Origin of the sequence: Rathayibacter sp. AY1C9 (genome assembly GCF_002932315.1) — a bacterium.
Classification (GTDB): Bacteria; Actinomycetota; Actinomycetes; order Actinomycetales; family Microbacteriaceae; genus Rathayibacter.
Genome location: NZ_PSVZ01000038.1, coordinates 1 through 14,457 on the forward strand (window position 1 = coordinate 1; position 14,457 = coordinate 14,457).

Here is a 14,457-nt window from a genome sequence, read left to right on the forward strand (position 1 = left end):
GCGCCTCCGTCCCCGGAGCGCACTCGGGAGGCCGCTGCCGGTGTTCTCACCGGGCCGACGCCGATGATGGGGCGATGTTCATCCCGACCCCTGGAGCCCCTCCGTGACGCATCACGAGCACAAGCACGCCGCTACCCGCACCGCCGGCAACCGCACGCTCACACCCGCGCCCGCGCCCCTCTCCCCCGCACCCTCCGCCTCCTCCCGCCCGGAGCCCCGCGCATGAGGGTCACCGACACCAGCGACCTGTGGTGGCGCACCGCCGTCTTCTACAACCTCGACGTGAAGACGTTCATGGACTGGGACGACGACGGCGTCGGCGACCTCGAGGGCCTCGTCCACCGGATCGACTACCTGGCCGAGCTCGGCGTCAGCTGCCTCTGGCTCGCGCCGTTCTACCGGTCCCCCGGCCGCGACAACGGCTACGACATCAGCGACTTCTACGGAGTGGACGAGCGCTTCGGGCACCACGGCGACGTCGTCGAGGTGATCCGGACCGCCCACGACCGCGGGATGCGTGTGATCGTCGACCTCGTCGTCAACCACACCTCGGACCAGCACCCCTGGTTCCAGGCCGCCCGCTCCTCTCGCGACAGCCCGTACCGCGACTACTACGTCTGGCGCGACGAGCCGCCCGCCGATCAGCCCGCGAACGTGTTCCCGGACGCGGAGGACGGCGTCTGGTTCCGCGACGAGGAGGCGGGCCAGTACTACCTGCACCACTTCTACCGGCACCAGCCCGACCTCAACACCGAGAACCCGGCCGTGCGCGACGAGATCGCGAAGCTCATCGGGTTCTGGCTGCAGCTGGGCGTCGACGGCTTCCGGGTCGACGCGGTGCCCTACCTGATCGAGCCCGGCGAACGCGACGAGCACGAGTGGCTGCGCCTGCTGCGCCGCTTCGTCTCGCGGCGCTCCGGCGAGGCGATGCTGCTGGGCGAGGTCAACGTGACCCGCGAGGAGCAGCTCGGCTTCTTCGGCGGCGAGGACGCGGACGAGCTGTCGATGCAGTTCGACTTCATCGGCAACCAGCGCCTCTACCTCGCGCTGGCCCGCGAGGAGGCGGCGCCGCTCGTCGAGGCGCTCGCGAGCCGCCCCGAGATCTCCGTCGGCAGTCAGTGGGCGAACTTCGCGCGCAACCACGACGAGCTCACCCTCGACCAGCTGAGCGACGACGAGCGCGACGAGGTCTTCGCGGCGTTCGCTCCGGAGCAGTCGCAGCGGATCCACGGGCGCGGCATCGTCCGCCGCCTCCCGCCGATGGTCGACGGCGACCCGCGCCGCGTCCGCCTGGTCCACAGCCTGGTCTTCTCGCTGCCCGGGACCCCGGTGCTGTACTACGGCGAGGAGATCGGGATGGGCGAGAACGCCGACATCCCGGGCCGCAGCGCCGTGCGGACCCCGATGCAGTGGAGCAGCGCCGCCAACGGCGGGTTCTCGCGTGCCGACGCCTCCGACCTGATCGCCGCCCCTCCCGGCGGCGGCTTCGGACCCGAGCACGTGAACGCGGCCGCGCAGCTCCAGGATCCGGACTCGATCCTGGCCCACGTGAAGGGCCTCGCCTGGCTGTACCGGCGGTCGCCGGAGATCGGCTGGGGCGAGTACACGCACCTCCCCTGCGACGAGCCGAGCGTGCTCGCGCACCGGATGTCCGCGTCGACCGGCACGACCGTCGCGGTGCACAACCTGGCGTCGAACCCGCGCACGGTGCGCCTGACGCTCCCCGACACCCCCGCCGGGGCGCGGCTGGTCGACTCCCTCGGCGGCGAGTCGCTCCCGCTCGGCGAGGACGGCGCCGTGTCGGTGCCCCTCGACGGCTACGGCGCGCGCTGGTTCCGCGTGGTCACGGAGGAGTCGCGCCGGCTGGTCTGAGCGGAGGGGCGGGGCTCTTCTCGACAGTCCAGGAGTCGTCGCAGTCGCGCTCGAGTGCGACAACTACTGGACTCTCGAGGGGGCGGGGCAGGAACGGAGGATGAAAGCACCCACCGCACGAAACGTTACGCACATCGATCCACAGAATCGTTGACGCCGCTACCCTCCCCCGCCTACCGTGAAGCGCAAGGTTTCGCCCTCGCCGCCGCACCAGGAGGATCCGCATGGCCCCCACTCCGCCGAGCCACCGCGTCCTCGCGAGCGGCAGCCGCATCCCCGCGATCGGCGCCGGGACGTTCGGCTCCGACCGCTACGACGCCGAGACCGTCGGCCTCGCGGTCGAGCACTCCCTCCGCGCCGGCTTCCGCCTCCTCGACTGCGCCACCGTCTACGGCAACGAGCCGCGCGTCGGCCGGGCGATCGCCGACTCCGGAGTCGACCGCGACGAGCTCTTCGTCATGTCGAAGATCTGGAACGACGCGCACGAGCCCGCGGCGGCCGTCGCCTCCGTCGAGCGCTCGCTCGCCGACCTCGGCCTCGACGTGCTCGACGCCGTCTTCGTGCACTGGCCCTTCCCCAACCACCACCCGCCGCACGCCGAGACCGACGCGCGCGATCCGCACGCCCGCCCCTACGTCCACGAGGCGTTCCTCGAGACCTGGCAAGCGCTCGAGGGCCTGGTCGACCGGGGCCTCGTCCGGCACCTCGGCACCTCCAACGTCACGATCCCCAAGCTCGAGCGGATCCTCGCCGACGTCCGCATCGCTCCGCAGCTGAACGAGATGGAGCTGCACCCCTGCTTCCAGCAGCCGGAGCTGTTCCGCTTCTGCCTCGACCACCGCATCCAGCCGATCGGCTACTCGCCGCTGGGCTCGCCGTCGCGGCCGGAGCGCGACCGGGTGGAGGGCGACATCGTCGACATCGAGCACCCCGCGGTGCGGGCGATCGCCGACGAGCGGGGCGTGCATCCGGCCGTCGTGTGCCTCGCCTGGGCGGTGAACCGCGGCCAGATCCCGATCCCGTTCGCGGTGAAGCCGGAGCAGATCGAGGCGAACCTGGCCGCCGCCTCCCTGGTGCTCACGGCCGAGGAGCAGGAGGCGCTGCGCGGCGCCGAGCGCAACAACCGGCTGATCAAGGGCCAGGTCTTCCTCTGGCCCGGCAGCACCGGCTGGCTCGACCTGTGGGACGCCGACGGCACGATCCCGGGCTGGAGCGGCTACGGCTCGCCCCGCGCCACCCTGTGACGTGGCCACCTACAAGGACCTGCAGCGGCTGACCGGCCTCTCGCTCTCGACCATCTCGAAGCACTACAACGGGCTCCCGGTGCGCCCCGAGAACCGGGCGGCGATCGAGACGGCGGCCGCCGAGGTCGGCTTCCGCGTCAACGGCTTCGCTCGAGGCCTGCGCTCGCGGCGCTCCCGCACGGTCGGGGTGCTGCTGCCCGCCCTCGACAACGAGTTCCACCTCTCGATCATCGCGGGCCTCGAGCGGGCCCTGCGCGGAGAGGGCATCGGCGTGCTGGTCGGCGTGAGCCGCCCCGAGCCGGGAGCCGCGGTCGACCTGCTGCTCGAGAAGATGGTCGACGGGATCGTGGCGGTGCCGTCCGCGGGCGACGTCGACGCGCTGCGCCGCGCCTCCGAGCAGGGCACCCCCGTGGTGGCCGTCGACTGGATCGACGACGCACTGGTCACCGATCGCGTCGCGCTCGACAACGCGGGCGCCGGCGCCTCCGCCGCCCGCCACCTCCTCGACCACGGCCACCGCTCGATCGCGGTGCTCGGCGGGGAGGACGGAGTGTCCTCCACCCGGGAGCGGACCGCCGGCTTCCTCGCCGCCCTGGCCGAGCGCGGCGTCCACCCCGCCGCCGACGCCGTGGTGCGCGGCCCGCTGACGGTCGAGAGCGGGGTCGCCGCCGTCGAGCGGGTCCTCGCCCTGAGCCCCCGGCCGACCGCCCTGTTCGCGAGCAACCGGGAGCTGACGGTCGGCGCCCTGATCGCCCTCGGCGACTCCGGATTGCGCGTGCCGACGGACCTCTCCGTCGTCGGCTTCGACAACGTCGAGCTGGCCCGCGTGGTCCGCCCGCACCTGACCACGATCGCCCAGCCGACCGAGGCGATCGCCGCCGAGGCCGCCGCCCTCGTCCGCCTCCGCCTCGACTCCGGGGCGGAGCAGCCCGGTCCCCAGGAGCGGAGGCTCCCCGGCCGCCTGCTCGCCGGCTCGTCCGTCGCCCACCTCCACGACCTCTAGGAGCTCCTCTTGCTGACCACGACCCTCCTCCACCCCGAGATCCTGCACGCGCTCGCCCGCGCCGGCCACGGCTCCCGCGTCCTCATCGCCGACGGCAACTACCCCGTCGGCACCACGCTCGGACCGAACTCCGCCCTGGTGCACCTGAACCTCCGGCCCGACATGCTGACCGTCGACGAGATCCTCGACGCCCTGCTCTCGGCGATCGTCGTCGAGGAGGCGACGGTCATGACCCCCGCGCCCGGCATCGACGTCCCCGCGCAGGACTCCTTCCGCCGGTCCCTCGACGGCGTCCCCTTCACCTCGCTCGAGCGGCACGCCTTCTACGCCGAGGCGCGCACCCCCGACGTCGCGCTCACCATCGCCTCGGGCGACCGCCGCATCTACGCGAACCTCATCCTCACGATCGGCGTGCGCCCGGCCGACGCGTCCTGAGCGGGCGGGCGGGGGCGTCGTCCCGCCCGACCCACTCCCTGAGAGTCCACGAGGCGTTCTCACGGCCGGCATCCCTACTCTGGTCGGCGTGGATCTCGACACCCTCCTCAACATCGGCCTCGTCGTGCTGTTCGTCCTCCTCGGAGGCGTCTTCGCGGGCACCGAGATGGCCATCGTCAGCCTCCGCGAGAGCCAGGTCCGCGCGATCGAGGCCGGCAGCGAGCGCGGCCGGCGCATCGCCGAGCTCGTCCGCAACCCCAACACGTTCCTCTCCGCGGTCCAGATCGGTGTCACGCTCGCCGGCTTCTTCTCCTCGGCGTACGGCGCCTCGACCATCGCGCCCGACCTCGTGCCGCCGCTGCAGTCGCTCGGCCTCTCGGCCTCCGCCGCCTCGACCGTCGCCCTGATCCTGATGACCCTCGTCATCGCGTACCTCTCCCTGGTGCTGGGCGAGCTGGTCCCCAAGCGCCTGGCGATGCAGAAGTCCGTCGCGTTCACCAAGGCCCTCGCGCCCCCGCTCAACGCCCTCGCGCGCCTGATGCGCCCCGTGATCTGGCTGCTGTCCGTCTCGACCGACGCCGTCGTCCGCCTCCTCGGCGCCGACCCGCGCGAGAAGGGCGAGAGCGTCTCGGCCGACGAGGTGCGCGACATGATCTCCAGCAACACCGAGATCCACGAGGACAGCCGCCGGCTGCTCACCGACATCTTCCGCGCGGACGACCGCCGCGTCGCCGAGGTGATGCGCCCGCGCCCGGACGTCGACTTCCTCCGCGGCGCGCTCAGCGTGGCCGAGGGCTACGCGGCGGTCCTCGACCAGCCGCACTCGCGCTACCCGGTGGTCGGCGACGACTTCGACGACGTGCTCGGCTTCGTCCACGTGCGCGACCTGATGTCCGCGTTCCCGGAGGCGGGCCGCGCCGGCACCGCGAGCAGCGTCGCCGACATCACCCGCCCGATCCTCGCGGTCCCCGGTACGACGAAGGTGCTCGCGGCCCTGCGCACCATGCGGCAGGACGGCCACCAGATCGCCGTCGTCATCGACGAGTACGGAGGGACCGACGGCATCATCACGCTGGAGGACCTGCTCGAGGAGCTCGTCGGCGAGATCTACGACGAGTACGACGGCGCCCGCCAGGCGGTCGACGCGAAGGCGGCCGAGCAGCTGCACGACGTCGACGGCGGGATGATCCTCGAGGACCTGGCGGAGCAGCTGGGCATCGAGCTGCCCGAGGGTCCGTACGAGACGGTCGGCGGATTCGTCCTCGAACGGATCGGCCGTGTGGCCGTCGTGGGCGACTCGGTGCTCGTCGGCGACCACCTGCTCCGCGTGGCCGAGACGGACCGCTACCGCATCTCGCGGCTGACCCTCGTGCCGCAGCCCGCGTCGGAGCCGAGCCCGCCGACGGCGCCCGCCGTCTGACGGGCGACCGGCCGCGCCTAGGGCAGAGGGCCCTCCACCCAGCGCGTGGCGGCGCGGCCGCGGGCTCCGGGCTGCGCGATCCACAGTCCGCCGGCGTGCGGATGACGCGCCCGCTCGTCCGCCGAGAGGTCGCGCGAGGCGGAGGTGACGACCGCGATGTCCAGGTCCTCGCCCGCGAAGGCGATGCTGGAGGAGTGCGGGGCGTCGATCCTGATGCCCTCGCCCTCGACCGGGCTGCCGTCGGCCTCGAACACGCGGACGCCGCTCCCGCCCCAGACCGCGACCCACACGCGGCCGTCGGCGTCCACGGTCAGTCCGTCGGCGAACACGCCCTCCTCGAGCTCGACGAAGGGCTCGCGCGGGCCGTGCTCGGCGTCCGCGTAGGAGCGGCGGTGGATCACGCCCGACTCGGTGTCGGCCGAGTACAGCACAGAGCCGTCCGGCGAGAAGCCGAGTCCGTTCGAGAGCCGCAGGTCGTCGTCGAGCACGGTGACGGACCCGTCGTGCTCGATGCGCAGCAGGACGTCGTCGCCCGCCGACTCGCCGAGGGTCAGCGAGCCGACCAGGAGGCGCCCCTGCGGGTCGATCGTGCCGTCGTTGAAGCGGTGCCCCTCCTGCAGCAGCTCGGAGCCGCGCGTGAGGGAGCCGTCGACCTCCAGGATCGCGAGCCGTCGGGTCAGCGCGACGAGCGTCCGCCCGTCGCCCAGGGGCAGCGCGGCGCCGACCTGCTCGCCGACGTCGGTGCGCGAGATCGCTCCGATCCCCTCCGCGGTGACGGGGGCGGACAGGACCGCGCCGGCCTCGATGTCGACCCAGGTGAGGCGGGCGGTGTCCGGATCCCAGACGGGCCCCTCGCTGAGGACGTAGGTGGGGGTGCCCGCGGGCGTCGCGTCGATCATGCCTCCACGCTAGGCCGAGGAGGCGGGCGGTGTCAGGCCCCGCGGGACGGATCCGGGCTCGCGTCCACCGCGCCGCGCTCCGGATCCGGACCGATGAGCTCCGCGCCGCGCTCCTCCTCCGGGCGGGCAATGATGCCCGGAATACACCCGCTCGGCGGTCCGTGACAAGGGGTGAATAGCCCGGCGATATGGAGCCGCCCGCGGGTCTAGTGTCGTCTCGCCGCGCTCGGGACAGCGTTCCTCCGCAACGACGCCGGGGCGACAGGAAGGCGCTCGCCATGTCGACATCCACCAGTCCGCGCGGCCCGGTCCGGAGCCTCGTGCCCGCCCGCATCGACAGGCTCCCCTGGACCCGCTTCCACTGGTCGATCGTCGTCGGCCTCGGCTTCTCGTGGGTACTGGACGGACTCGAGATCCAGATCGTCGCCTCCGCCGGCTTCGCGAAGGAGTTCGGGCTCTCGGCCTTCGAGGTCGGCCTGCTCGGCACGATCTACCTGTGCGGACAGATCGCGGGCGCCCTGATCTTCGGGCGGCTGAGCGACAAGCTCGGGCGGCGCAAGCTGTTCATCCTGACGCTCGTCATCTACCTGGTCGCCAGCGGCCTGGCGGGACTCGCGCCGAACTACGTCTTCCTCGCCGTGTTCCGCTTCTTCGCGGGCATGGGGATCGGCGGCGAGTACGCGGCGATCAACTCCGCGATCGACGAGCTCATCCCCTCCAAGTACCGCGGCCGCGTCGACATCGCGATCAACGGCACCTACTGGGGCGGCGCGGCTCTCGGCTCCGCGGCCAACCTGTTCTTCCTGAACGACGCGCTCTTCGCCGAGAACGTCGGCTGGCGCCTCGGCTTCTTCCTCGGCCCGATCCTCGGACTGGCGATCATCTACCTCCGCCGCCACATCCCCGAGAGCCCCCGCTGGCTGATGACGCACGGCCGCGAGGAGGAGGCGGAGCGCACCGTCGACGAGATCGCGCGCCGGGTGGAGGCCGAGGGCGGCGTGCTCGAGCCTGTCGACGACGCGAAGGCGATCACCGTGAAGGCGACGGAGAGCATCCCGTTCCGCACCATCGCCCGGGTGCTGCTGCGGCAGTACCCGAAGCGGACGCTGGTGGGCGCGACGATGATGATCACCCAGTCGTTCCTCTACAACGCGATCTTCTTCACCTACGCTCTGGTGCTCGAGAACTTCTACGGAGTCGAGCAGAGCGCGATCTCGTACTTCTTCTTCCCGTTCGCGATCGGCAACCTCGTCGGGCCGCTGGTGCTCGGCCACCTGTTCGACGTGTGGGGCCGGCGGAAGATGATCTTCCTCACCTACGGCGTCTCGGGAGCGGTCCTGGCCGTCTCGGCGGTCCTCTTCAGCATGGACGTCCTGACCGCGACGACACAGACGATCCTCTGGTGCGTGTCGTTCTTTTTCGCCTCCGCCGGAGCCTCGAGCGCCTACCTCACCGTGAGCGAGATCTTCCCGCTCGAGCTGCGCAGCCAGGCGATCTCGTACTTCTTCACCCTCGGCCAGATCGCCGGAGCGGTCGCCCCCGCCCTCTACGGCGCCCTGATCGGCGACGGCAGCGACCGCGGCCCGCTGACGATCGGCTACTTCGTCGGCGCCGCCGTGATGATCCTCGGCGGCGTGATCGCCCTGATCTTCGGCGTCGACGCCGAGCGCCGCAGCCTCGAGAGCATCACCGAGCCTCTGTCGACCGTGAAGTCCTGAGGGCGGATCGCCGCCCGCCGGCCGCGCGCCGCCCGGGAGCGGCGTCTCGGAGCCGACGTCTCGTGGCCGGCGTCTCGCAACCGGCCTTCCGGAGCCGACGTGAGTCGGCGTCAGTGGGCCGGGCGGTAGCCGGTCCGGTCGTCGGGGGTGATCGAGCGGAGGACGCGGGCGGGGACGCCGGCCGCGATGGTGAGCGGGGGGACGTCGCGGGTGACGACGCTGCCCGAGCCGATCACGGCCCCGTCGCCGATGGTGACGCCCTGGTTGATCGTGACGCCGCCGCCGATCCAGACGCCGTCGCCGACGACGACCGGCTTCGCGGTGCAGGCGCCGGCGGCGCGCTCGGCCGGGTCGAGGGCGTGGTTCGACGTGTAGATCGAGACGCGCGGGCCGAACAGCACGTCGTCGCCGATCGTGATGGGGGCGCCGTCGAGCAGGATGCAGTCGAAGTTCGCGTAGAAGCGGTCGCCGATCGTGATGTTGAACCCGAACTCGCACCGGAACGTCGGCTCGAGGTGCGCGTCCGCGCCCACCGAGGCGACGAGCTCGCGGAGCAGAGCCTCCCGCTCGACCGGGGGACGCCCGAAGCTCGCGTTGTACGCGTTCGAGGCGAGGACCGCCCGCTCGCGCGCGGCGACCAGCTCGGGGGTCATGTCGTCGTACACGGCGCCGGTCAGGATGTGCGCGCGCTGGTCCTCGAGGGTCATCGTCGTCCGTTCGTCGGTGTCGGCGCCCCGACGGGTGCCCGCGCCCACGCTACGGGGCCGCCGCGCGCCGGGACGCCGCCTCCTCCGCCGACACACCGCTCCTGCAGCGGTGTCTCGATGACGGAGCGGCGTCTCGGCGCCATCCCGCAGCAGGAGCGGCACCTCCGCGCCGCCACGCCCCCGCCGCGCAGCAGGCGTCAGCCCACGTGCACGCCCGGCCGGCGGTCGCGGCGGGACTCCGCGCGGCGGAGGACCTCGCGGGTGACGGGGGCGACCTCGCCGGTGCCGGTGATGAGGAAGCGGAACATGTTCGAGATGGGGCCGCCCTCGGTCCACTCGAAGTAGACGTCCGGGATCACGCCGGTGAGGTCGCGGATCTCGAGCAGCACCGTGGCGATGGTGTTCGGGATGTTGCCGCTGGTCACCGTGAGCACGCGGAAGCCGTGGCAGACGCGGCCCTGCACGACCAGGTCCTCCTCGAAGTCGGAGGAGTCGGTGGTGTGCACCTCGAGGAAGAGCACCGGCCCGCGCATGGGCAGGTTGCTGTCGCGCTGCTCCTCCGCCAGCTTGTCCCGGTACTCGGCCTCGGAGCCGTCGTCGGGCTCGTTCGCGAGGATGCGGATCACGCCGTAGTCGTCGGCGTCCGTGGTGAGGAAGTCGATCGCGGCGGCGTCGAACACCACGGAGGTGGCGCGCAGCTGGAACGAGCGGTGCACGCGCGAGACGAGCGAGACCGCGAGGATGCCGACGATGAAGACCGCCGCGATCCGCACGCCGTCGGGCCGCTCGACCACGTTCACGACCGTCGTGTAGACGAAGACCAGCGCGATGACCGCGAAGCCCACTGCTCGCTTGCGCTGCTTCCTGCGCTTCGCCGAGAGGAACACGGCGACGGACGCGGAGGTGATCAGCACCAGCACGCCGGTCGCGTAGGCGCCGCCCTGCGCGTCGACGTCGGCGCGGAAGAGGATCGTGATGACGAAGGCGACGACGGTGAAGACCAGCACGAGCGGACGGACGGCGCCGGCCCACTGGGGAGCCATGCCGTAGCGGGGCAGGTAGCGCGGGACGATGTTGAGCAGGCCGGCCAGCGCGGAGGCGCCCGCGAACCAGAGGATGCAGATCGTCGCGATGTCGTAGACCGTGCCGAAGCCCTCGCCGAGGTACTCGTGCGCGAGGTAGGCCAGCGCGCGGCCGTTGGCCTCGCCGCCCGGCTGGAACTGCGCCTGCGGGATGAGCAGCGTGGTGACGAAGCTCGAGGTGATGAGGAACGCCGACATCGTGACGGCGGCGGTGATGAGCAGCCGCTTCGCCCCGCGGATGCGGCCGACCGGGGCGTCCTCGGTGTCGCCCGCGTCGCCGCGGATCTGCGGCATGACCGCGACCCCGGTCTCGAAGCCGGAGAGCCCGAGCGCGAGCTTGGGGAACACGATGAGCGCGATGCCGACCATGATCAGCGGATTCCCGTGCTGGGTCGTGAGCGCCGACCACCAGTCGCCGATGACGACGGGGTTCTCGGCCACGTGCCCGATCGCCACGGCGATCACGATCGCGTTGAGCAGGAGGAACACGGCCACGAGCACGACCGCGATCGAGATGGCCTCGCGGAACCCGCGCAGGAACACGATCCCCAGCAGAGCGATCAGCCCCAGCGTGAGCGGCACCTCCGCCCCGTGGAACCAGGCGGGGGCGAACGGGTTCTCGACCGCGTGCGCCGTCGCGTCGGCCGCCGAGAGCGTGATCGTGATCATGAAGTCGGTGGCCGCGAACCCCAGCAGCACGAGCACGAAGAGCTTGCCGCCCCACCAGGGCAGCAGGCGCTCGAGCATCGCGATCGACCCCTCGCCGCGGAAGCTCTCGCGGGCCACGCGGCGGTAGACGGGGAGCGCGCCGAGGAGCGTCAGCACCACCAGGACGATCGTCGCTAGCGGCGAGACCAGGCCCGCGGCGAGCGCCGCGATCGCCGGCTGGTAGCCGAGGGTGGAGAAGTAGTCGACGCCCGTGAGGCACATGACGCGCCACCACGAGTGCGTCCTGCCGGTGGCCGCGTGGGGGCCGGGGTGCGCTCCGGAGTCGTCGCGGAGGCCCTCGAGGAGCCACGCCTTCACCCCGCCCGCGCGCGCGGAGGAGAGAGGTGAGGGTTCGAGGGCGTCGGGGTCGCCACGGACGACGGAAGAGGTCACTGGATGTTTCTACTCGCCGTGAGGAGCGCGCCCGCCCGGAATGAGCGGATCCTCACGCTTTCCTCACGGGTAATCGGCTGGGGAGGGACGTCGGCGCGCGATCCCGCGTCGTGAGGGGGTCGTGAGCGTCGCGCGAGCGGACCGTGCGGATCGGCCCGGTACGCGTCCGCGTTCCGTCAGGATCCCCTTGCACCCGCCGTCGCGGGCAGACGATGGCGCTCGTGCACCAGCTCCTCCGCGTCCTCGACGCCGGCCCCCGCTGGGGCCGCCACACCGTCGGTGCGAGCCGGTACGGCGTCGTCCGGAGCGAGCTCGTCGTCTTCGCGCCCGGCACCTCCGCCGAGGAGCGGAGGCGCCTCCGCCTGCACGCGGCCGGTCCGCAGCTGGTCGTGGCCGTGACGGCCGCCGGCGCCGTCGGGACGCTCGCGCTCGACCGGCTGCCGCTCCTCCTGCTGGCCGCGCTCGCCCTGCCGACCGCGTCGCTCCTGCTCCTCTCGGCCCGCTCGACCCGCCGCCTCCGCCGGGCCTGCGCCCGTCGGCTCGTGATCGCGGACGTCGACTCCCCCGCCGTCGCCGAGCAGGCGGCGATCGCTGCCGCGCTGCGGCGGGCCGACAGGCTGCTCGACGCCGGCGTCCTCACTCCGCTCGAGCACGAGGAGGTGTGGGCCTGCGCCCACGACCGGGTCGCGGGCCGCGTGGCTGACCGCCGCTCCCAGCCCCGGGCGGGAGGATCGGGGACGTCCGCCACCGATGGGAGCCCCTCATGACCACACCGCGCCGCGCACTGATCCTCGTCGACGTGCAGCAGGAGTACTTCAGCGGTCCGCTCGAGATCCAGTACCCGCCGCACGCGCAGTCGCTGCCGAGGATCGCCGCCGCCCTCGACTCCGCCGCCGCCGCGGGCCTCCCGATCGCCGTCGTCCAGCACAGCGCGGGCGAGGGAGCGCCGATCTTCGACCCGTCGGGTCCGTCCTTCGCGCTGCACCCGGAGATCGAGAAGCGCCGCTCGGACTCGTGGAAGAACGTCACGAAGCGGTTCGGCACGGTCTTCGCGGGGACCGACCTGCTCGACTGGCTCCGCGAGCACGACGTCGACACGATCACCCTCGTCGGCTACATGACCAACAACTGCATCCTCGCCTCGGCCGCCGAGGCCGAGACGCACAGGCTCCGCGCCGAGGTCCTCTCGGACGCGACGGGCGCGATCGCGATCTCGAACGACGCCGGCTCGATCGACGCGCACTCCCTGCACACCACGCTGATGGCGCTGCTCAATTCGAACTTCGCCGCCGTCGCCCCGACCACCGTCTGGATCTCGGCGCTGAAGGGCGAGTACACGCTCCCGATGAGCAGCCTGCCCGAGTCGGCGACGGCGGGCGCCGCTCGCTGACGGGCACTCCTCGGACGGATCGGCCGACTCTACTCTCGGTGCATGGCCCTTCTGCACCGTGCGACGATCACCCCCGGGAAGCTCGAGATCGTGGAGGCATGGGCGCCGACGCAGCCCTGGTGCGAGGGCGGCGGATTCACGCAGCTCGGCGCCTACCGGTTCGACGACCCCGATGGCGAGGTGGGAGTGGAGACGCTGATCGTCCAGTCGACCGGGCAGCCGCCGCTCCAAGTGCCGCTGACCTACCGCGGCTCGCCTCTCGCCGGCGGTGACGCGCATCTCCTCGCGACCGTCGAGCACACCGTCCTCGGTCGTCGCTGGGTCTACGACGGTGCCGGCGACCCCGTCGCGATCGCCGCCTTCGCCACGGCGATCCGCACCGGCGCCCGGGAGGTCGAGCAGCATTTCGAGGAGGACGGGCAGCGCATCGTCCGCCCGCCGACCGCGACGGTGCAGGGCAGCGGATCAGGCGCCGGAGCGTCCGGGCCGCCGTCGACGGTGCTCGTCCGCAGCGACGCACGGACCACCACGGCCTCGGCCGACGGTCTGACTCTCGTCCTCGCGCGGGTCCTCGCGCCGCCGTTTCTCGAGGGCGAGGAGCGGCTGACCGGCAGGTGGAGCGAGGCGCTCCCCGTCACCCTCGCCGTCCTGGCCTGAACCGGCTCCGGTGGTCCGCCGCCCTCCGTCGCCCGGGTCGTGGGCGACGGACGGCGGCGCGCTCCGGGAGGACCTGCTCAGTGGCCGCGCAGTGCCGCGACGGTCCGAGTGGGACTAGTCGTTCAGGTGCGCGATGGCGTAGTCGGCCTCGTCGCTCGTGAACTGCTCCCCGTACTCGCTGGTCAGCTGGTCGCGGATGGCCTCCGGCGCCATCGCCATCTGGGCCTGGTAGTCCTTGGCCTTCGCCAGCGCGTTGGCGTTCCAGTCGGCGGAGACGGTGTCCACCGCGTACTGCGCGGCCTCGGGCGAGAACTGCTCCCCGTACTCGGAGGTGAGCTGGCCGTACAGGCCCGCCTTGCTCATGTGGAGCATCTCGGAGTAGCTCTGCGCCTTGATGAGTGCCGAGGCGAACTCGGGCGAGACCTGCGCAGCAGCCGCCGTCTCGACAGGCGCCGGGGCAGGGGCGACCGTCTCGACGGGTGCGGGCTCCGCCGTCTCGACGGGTGCGGGCTCCGCCGTCTCGACGACCTCCGCCTCCTCCGTGGCCGGCACGACGGGAGCGGTCGTGGGCTCGGACGACTCGACGATCACGGCCGCCGGGCGGTCGCTCGAGGCGGAGTTCACGGCGGCTCCGAAGCCGATCGTCGTCAGGAGCGAGGCGAGGACGGCCAGACCGCCGAGGACGACGCCGGTGATCGACATCGCCTTCGACTGACCGCGGCGGAGGGCGAGGATGCCCAGGACGACGGCGGCGATCCCGACGAGTGCTCCGAAGACCGGCACGAGGCCGACGAGGAACGCGACGATGCCGACGACGAGTGCGGCGATGGCGAGGCCGGTCGGGCCTCGCCCTGGATCGGCTCGATCAGCACCGCCACGGTGTCGTCGTCGATCGCGGCCTCGAGGGCTTCCGCGTCGCCGAACGGGAC

Annotated in this window: 13 protein-coding genes; 9 read left to right on the forward strand and 4 right to left on the reverse strand. The window is 72.3% G+C overall.

The features are described from left to right. Positions 1 to 222 precede the first annotated feature (222 nt). From C5D09_RS16195 to C5D09_RS16215, 5 genes are all read left to right on the forward strand, one after another. Entirely contained in the window at positions 223 to 1,872 is a 1,650-nt protein-coding gene (locus C5D09_RS16195; RefSeq protein ID WP_104269759.1) for an alpha-amylase family protein, read from the forward strand. A gap of 224 nt (positions 1,873 to 2,096) precedes the next feature. Continuing rightward, the gene (locus C5D09_RS16200; protein ID WP_104269760.1) at positions 2,097 to 3,116 is read left to right on the forward strand and encodes an aldo/keto reductase; all 1,020 of its coding nucleotides are present in this window, start codon (positions 2,097 to 2,099) and stop codon (positions 3,114 to 3,116) included. 1 nt (position 3,117) lies between these two features. Further along, positions 3,118 to 4,119, forward strand: a complete 1,002-nt coding sequence (locus tag C5D09_RS16205) for a LacI family DNA-binding transcriptional regulator (RefSeq protein ID WP_104269761.1) — start codon at positions 3,118 to 3,120, stop codon at positions 4,117 to 4,119. A 9-nt stretch (positions 4,120 to 4,128) separates the two neighbouring features. Continuing rightward, positions 4,129 to 4,554, forward strand: a complete 426-nt coding sequence (locus C5D09_RS16210; RefSeq protein WP_104269762.1) for an RbsD/FucU family protein — start codon at positions 4,129 to 4,131, stop codon at positions 4,552 to 4,554. Positions 4,555 to 4,642: 88 nt separating this feature from the next. Continuing rightward, entirely contained in the window at positions 4,643 to 5,974 is a 1,332-nt protein-coding gene (locus tag C5D09_RS16215; protein WP_104269763.1) for a hemolysin family protein, read from the forward strand. 17 nt (positions 5,975 to 5,991) lie between these two features. On the opposite strand, the gene C5D09_RS16220 is transcribed toward C5D09_RS16215, so the two are convergent. Then, positions 5,992 to 6,873: an SMP-30/gluconolactonase/LRE family protein gene (locus tag C5D09_RS16220; RefSeq protein ID WP_104269764.1), complete on the reverse strand. Its 882-nt coding sequence runs from the start codon at positions 6,871 to 6,873 to the stop codon at positions 5,992 to 5,994. 278 nt (positions 6,874 to 7,151) lie between these two features. Here C5D09_RS16220 and C5D09_RS16225 point away from each other — a divergent pair, with 278 nt between their 5' ends. Next, positions 7,152 to 8,591 carry an MFS transporter gene (locus C5D09_RS16225; RefSeq protein ID WP_104269765.1) on the forward strand — a complete coding sequence of 480 codons (1,440 nt, stop codon included), beginning with the start codon at positions 7,152 to 7,154 and terminating at the stop codon, positions 8,589 to 8,591. A 110-nt stretch (positions 8,592 to 8,701) separates the two neighbouring features. Here the strand turns inward: C5D09_RS16225 and C5D09_RS16230 are convergent, their stop codons facing one another. After that, positions 8,702 to 9,298: a sugar O-acetyltransferase gene (locus C5D09_RS16230; protein ID WP_104248278.1), complete on the reverse strand. Its 597-nt coding sequence runs from the start codon at positions 9,296 to 9,298 to the stop codon at positions 8,702 to 8,704. Between the two features lie 197 nt (positions 9,299 to 9,495). Further along, positions 9,496 to 11,481 (reverse strand): amino acid permease, encoded by a 1,986-nt coding sequence (locus C5D09_RS16235; protein WP_374952929.1) that lies wholly within the window; start codon positions 11,479 to 11,481, stop codon positions 9,496 to 9,498. A gap of 221 nt (positions 11,482 to 11,702) precedes the next feature. Here C5D09_RS16235 and C5D09_RS16240 point away from each other — a divergent pair, with 221 nt between their 5' ends. From C5D09_RS16240 to C5D09_RS16250, 3 genes are read left to right on the forward strand one after another with little or no spacing between them, the layout of a single operon-like run. Beyond that, complete coding sequence (locus tag C5D09_RS16240; RefSeq protein WP_146085663.1) at positions 11,703 to 12,248, forward strand: DUF6611 family protein; 546 nt, start codon at positions 11,703 to 11,705, stop codon at positions 12,246 to 12,248. Continuing rightward, positions 12,245 to 12,871: an isochorismatase family protein gene (locus C5D09_RS16245; RefSeq protein ID WP_104269767.1), complete on the forward strand. Its 627-nt coding sequence runs from the start codon at positions 12,245 to 12,247 to the stop codon at positions 12,869 to 12,871. Before C5D09_RS16240 ends, C5D09_RS16245 begins: the two co-directional genes overlap by 4 nt. Positions 12,872 to 12,913: 42 nt before the next feature. After that, positions 12,914 to 13,528: a hypothetical protein gene (locus C5D09_RS16250; RefSeq protein WP_104269768.1), complete on the forward strand. Its 615-nt coding sequence runs from the start codon at positions 12,914 to 12,916 to the stop codon at positions 13,526 to 13,528. A 114-nt stretch (positions 13,529 to 13,642) separates the two neighbouring features. On the opposite strand, the gene C5D09_RS16255 is transcribed toward C5D09_RS16250, so the two are convergent. Beyond that, positions 13,643 to 14,230, reverse strand: coding sequence for an Ltp family lipoprotein (locus tag C5D09_RS16255; protein ID WP_104225089.1), 588 nt, complete (start codon positions 14,228 to 14,230; stop codon positions 13,643 to 13,645). Between the last annotated feature and the right edge of the window lie 227 nt (positions 14,231 to 14,457).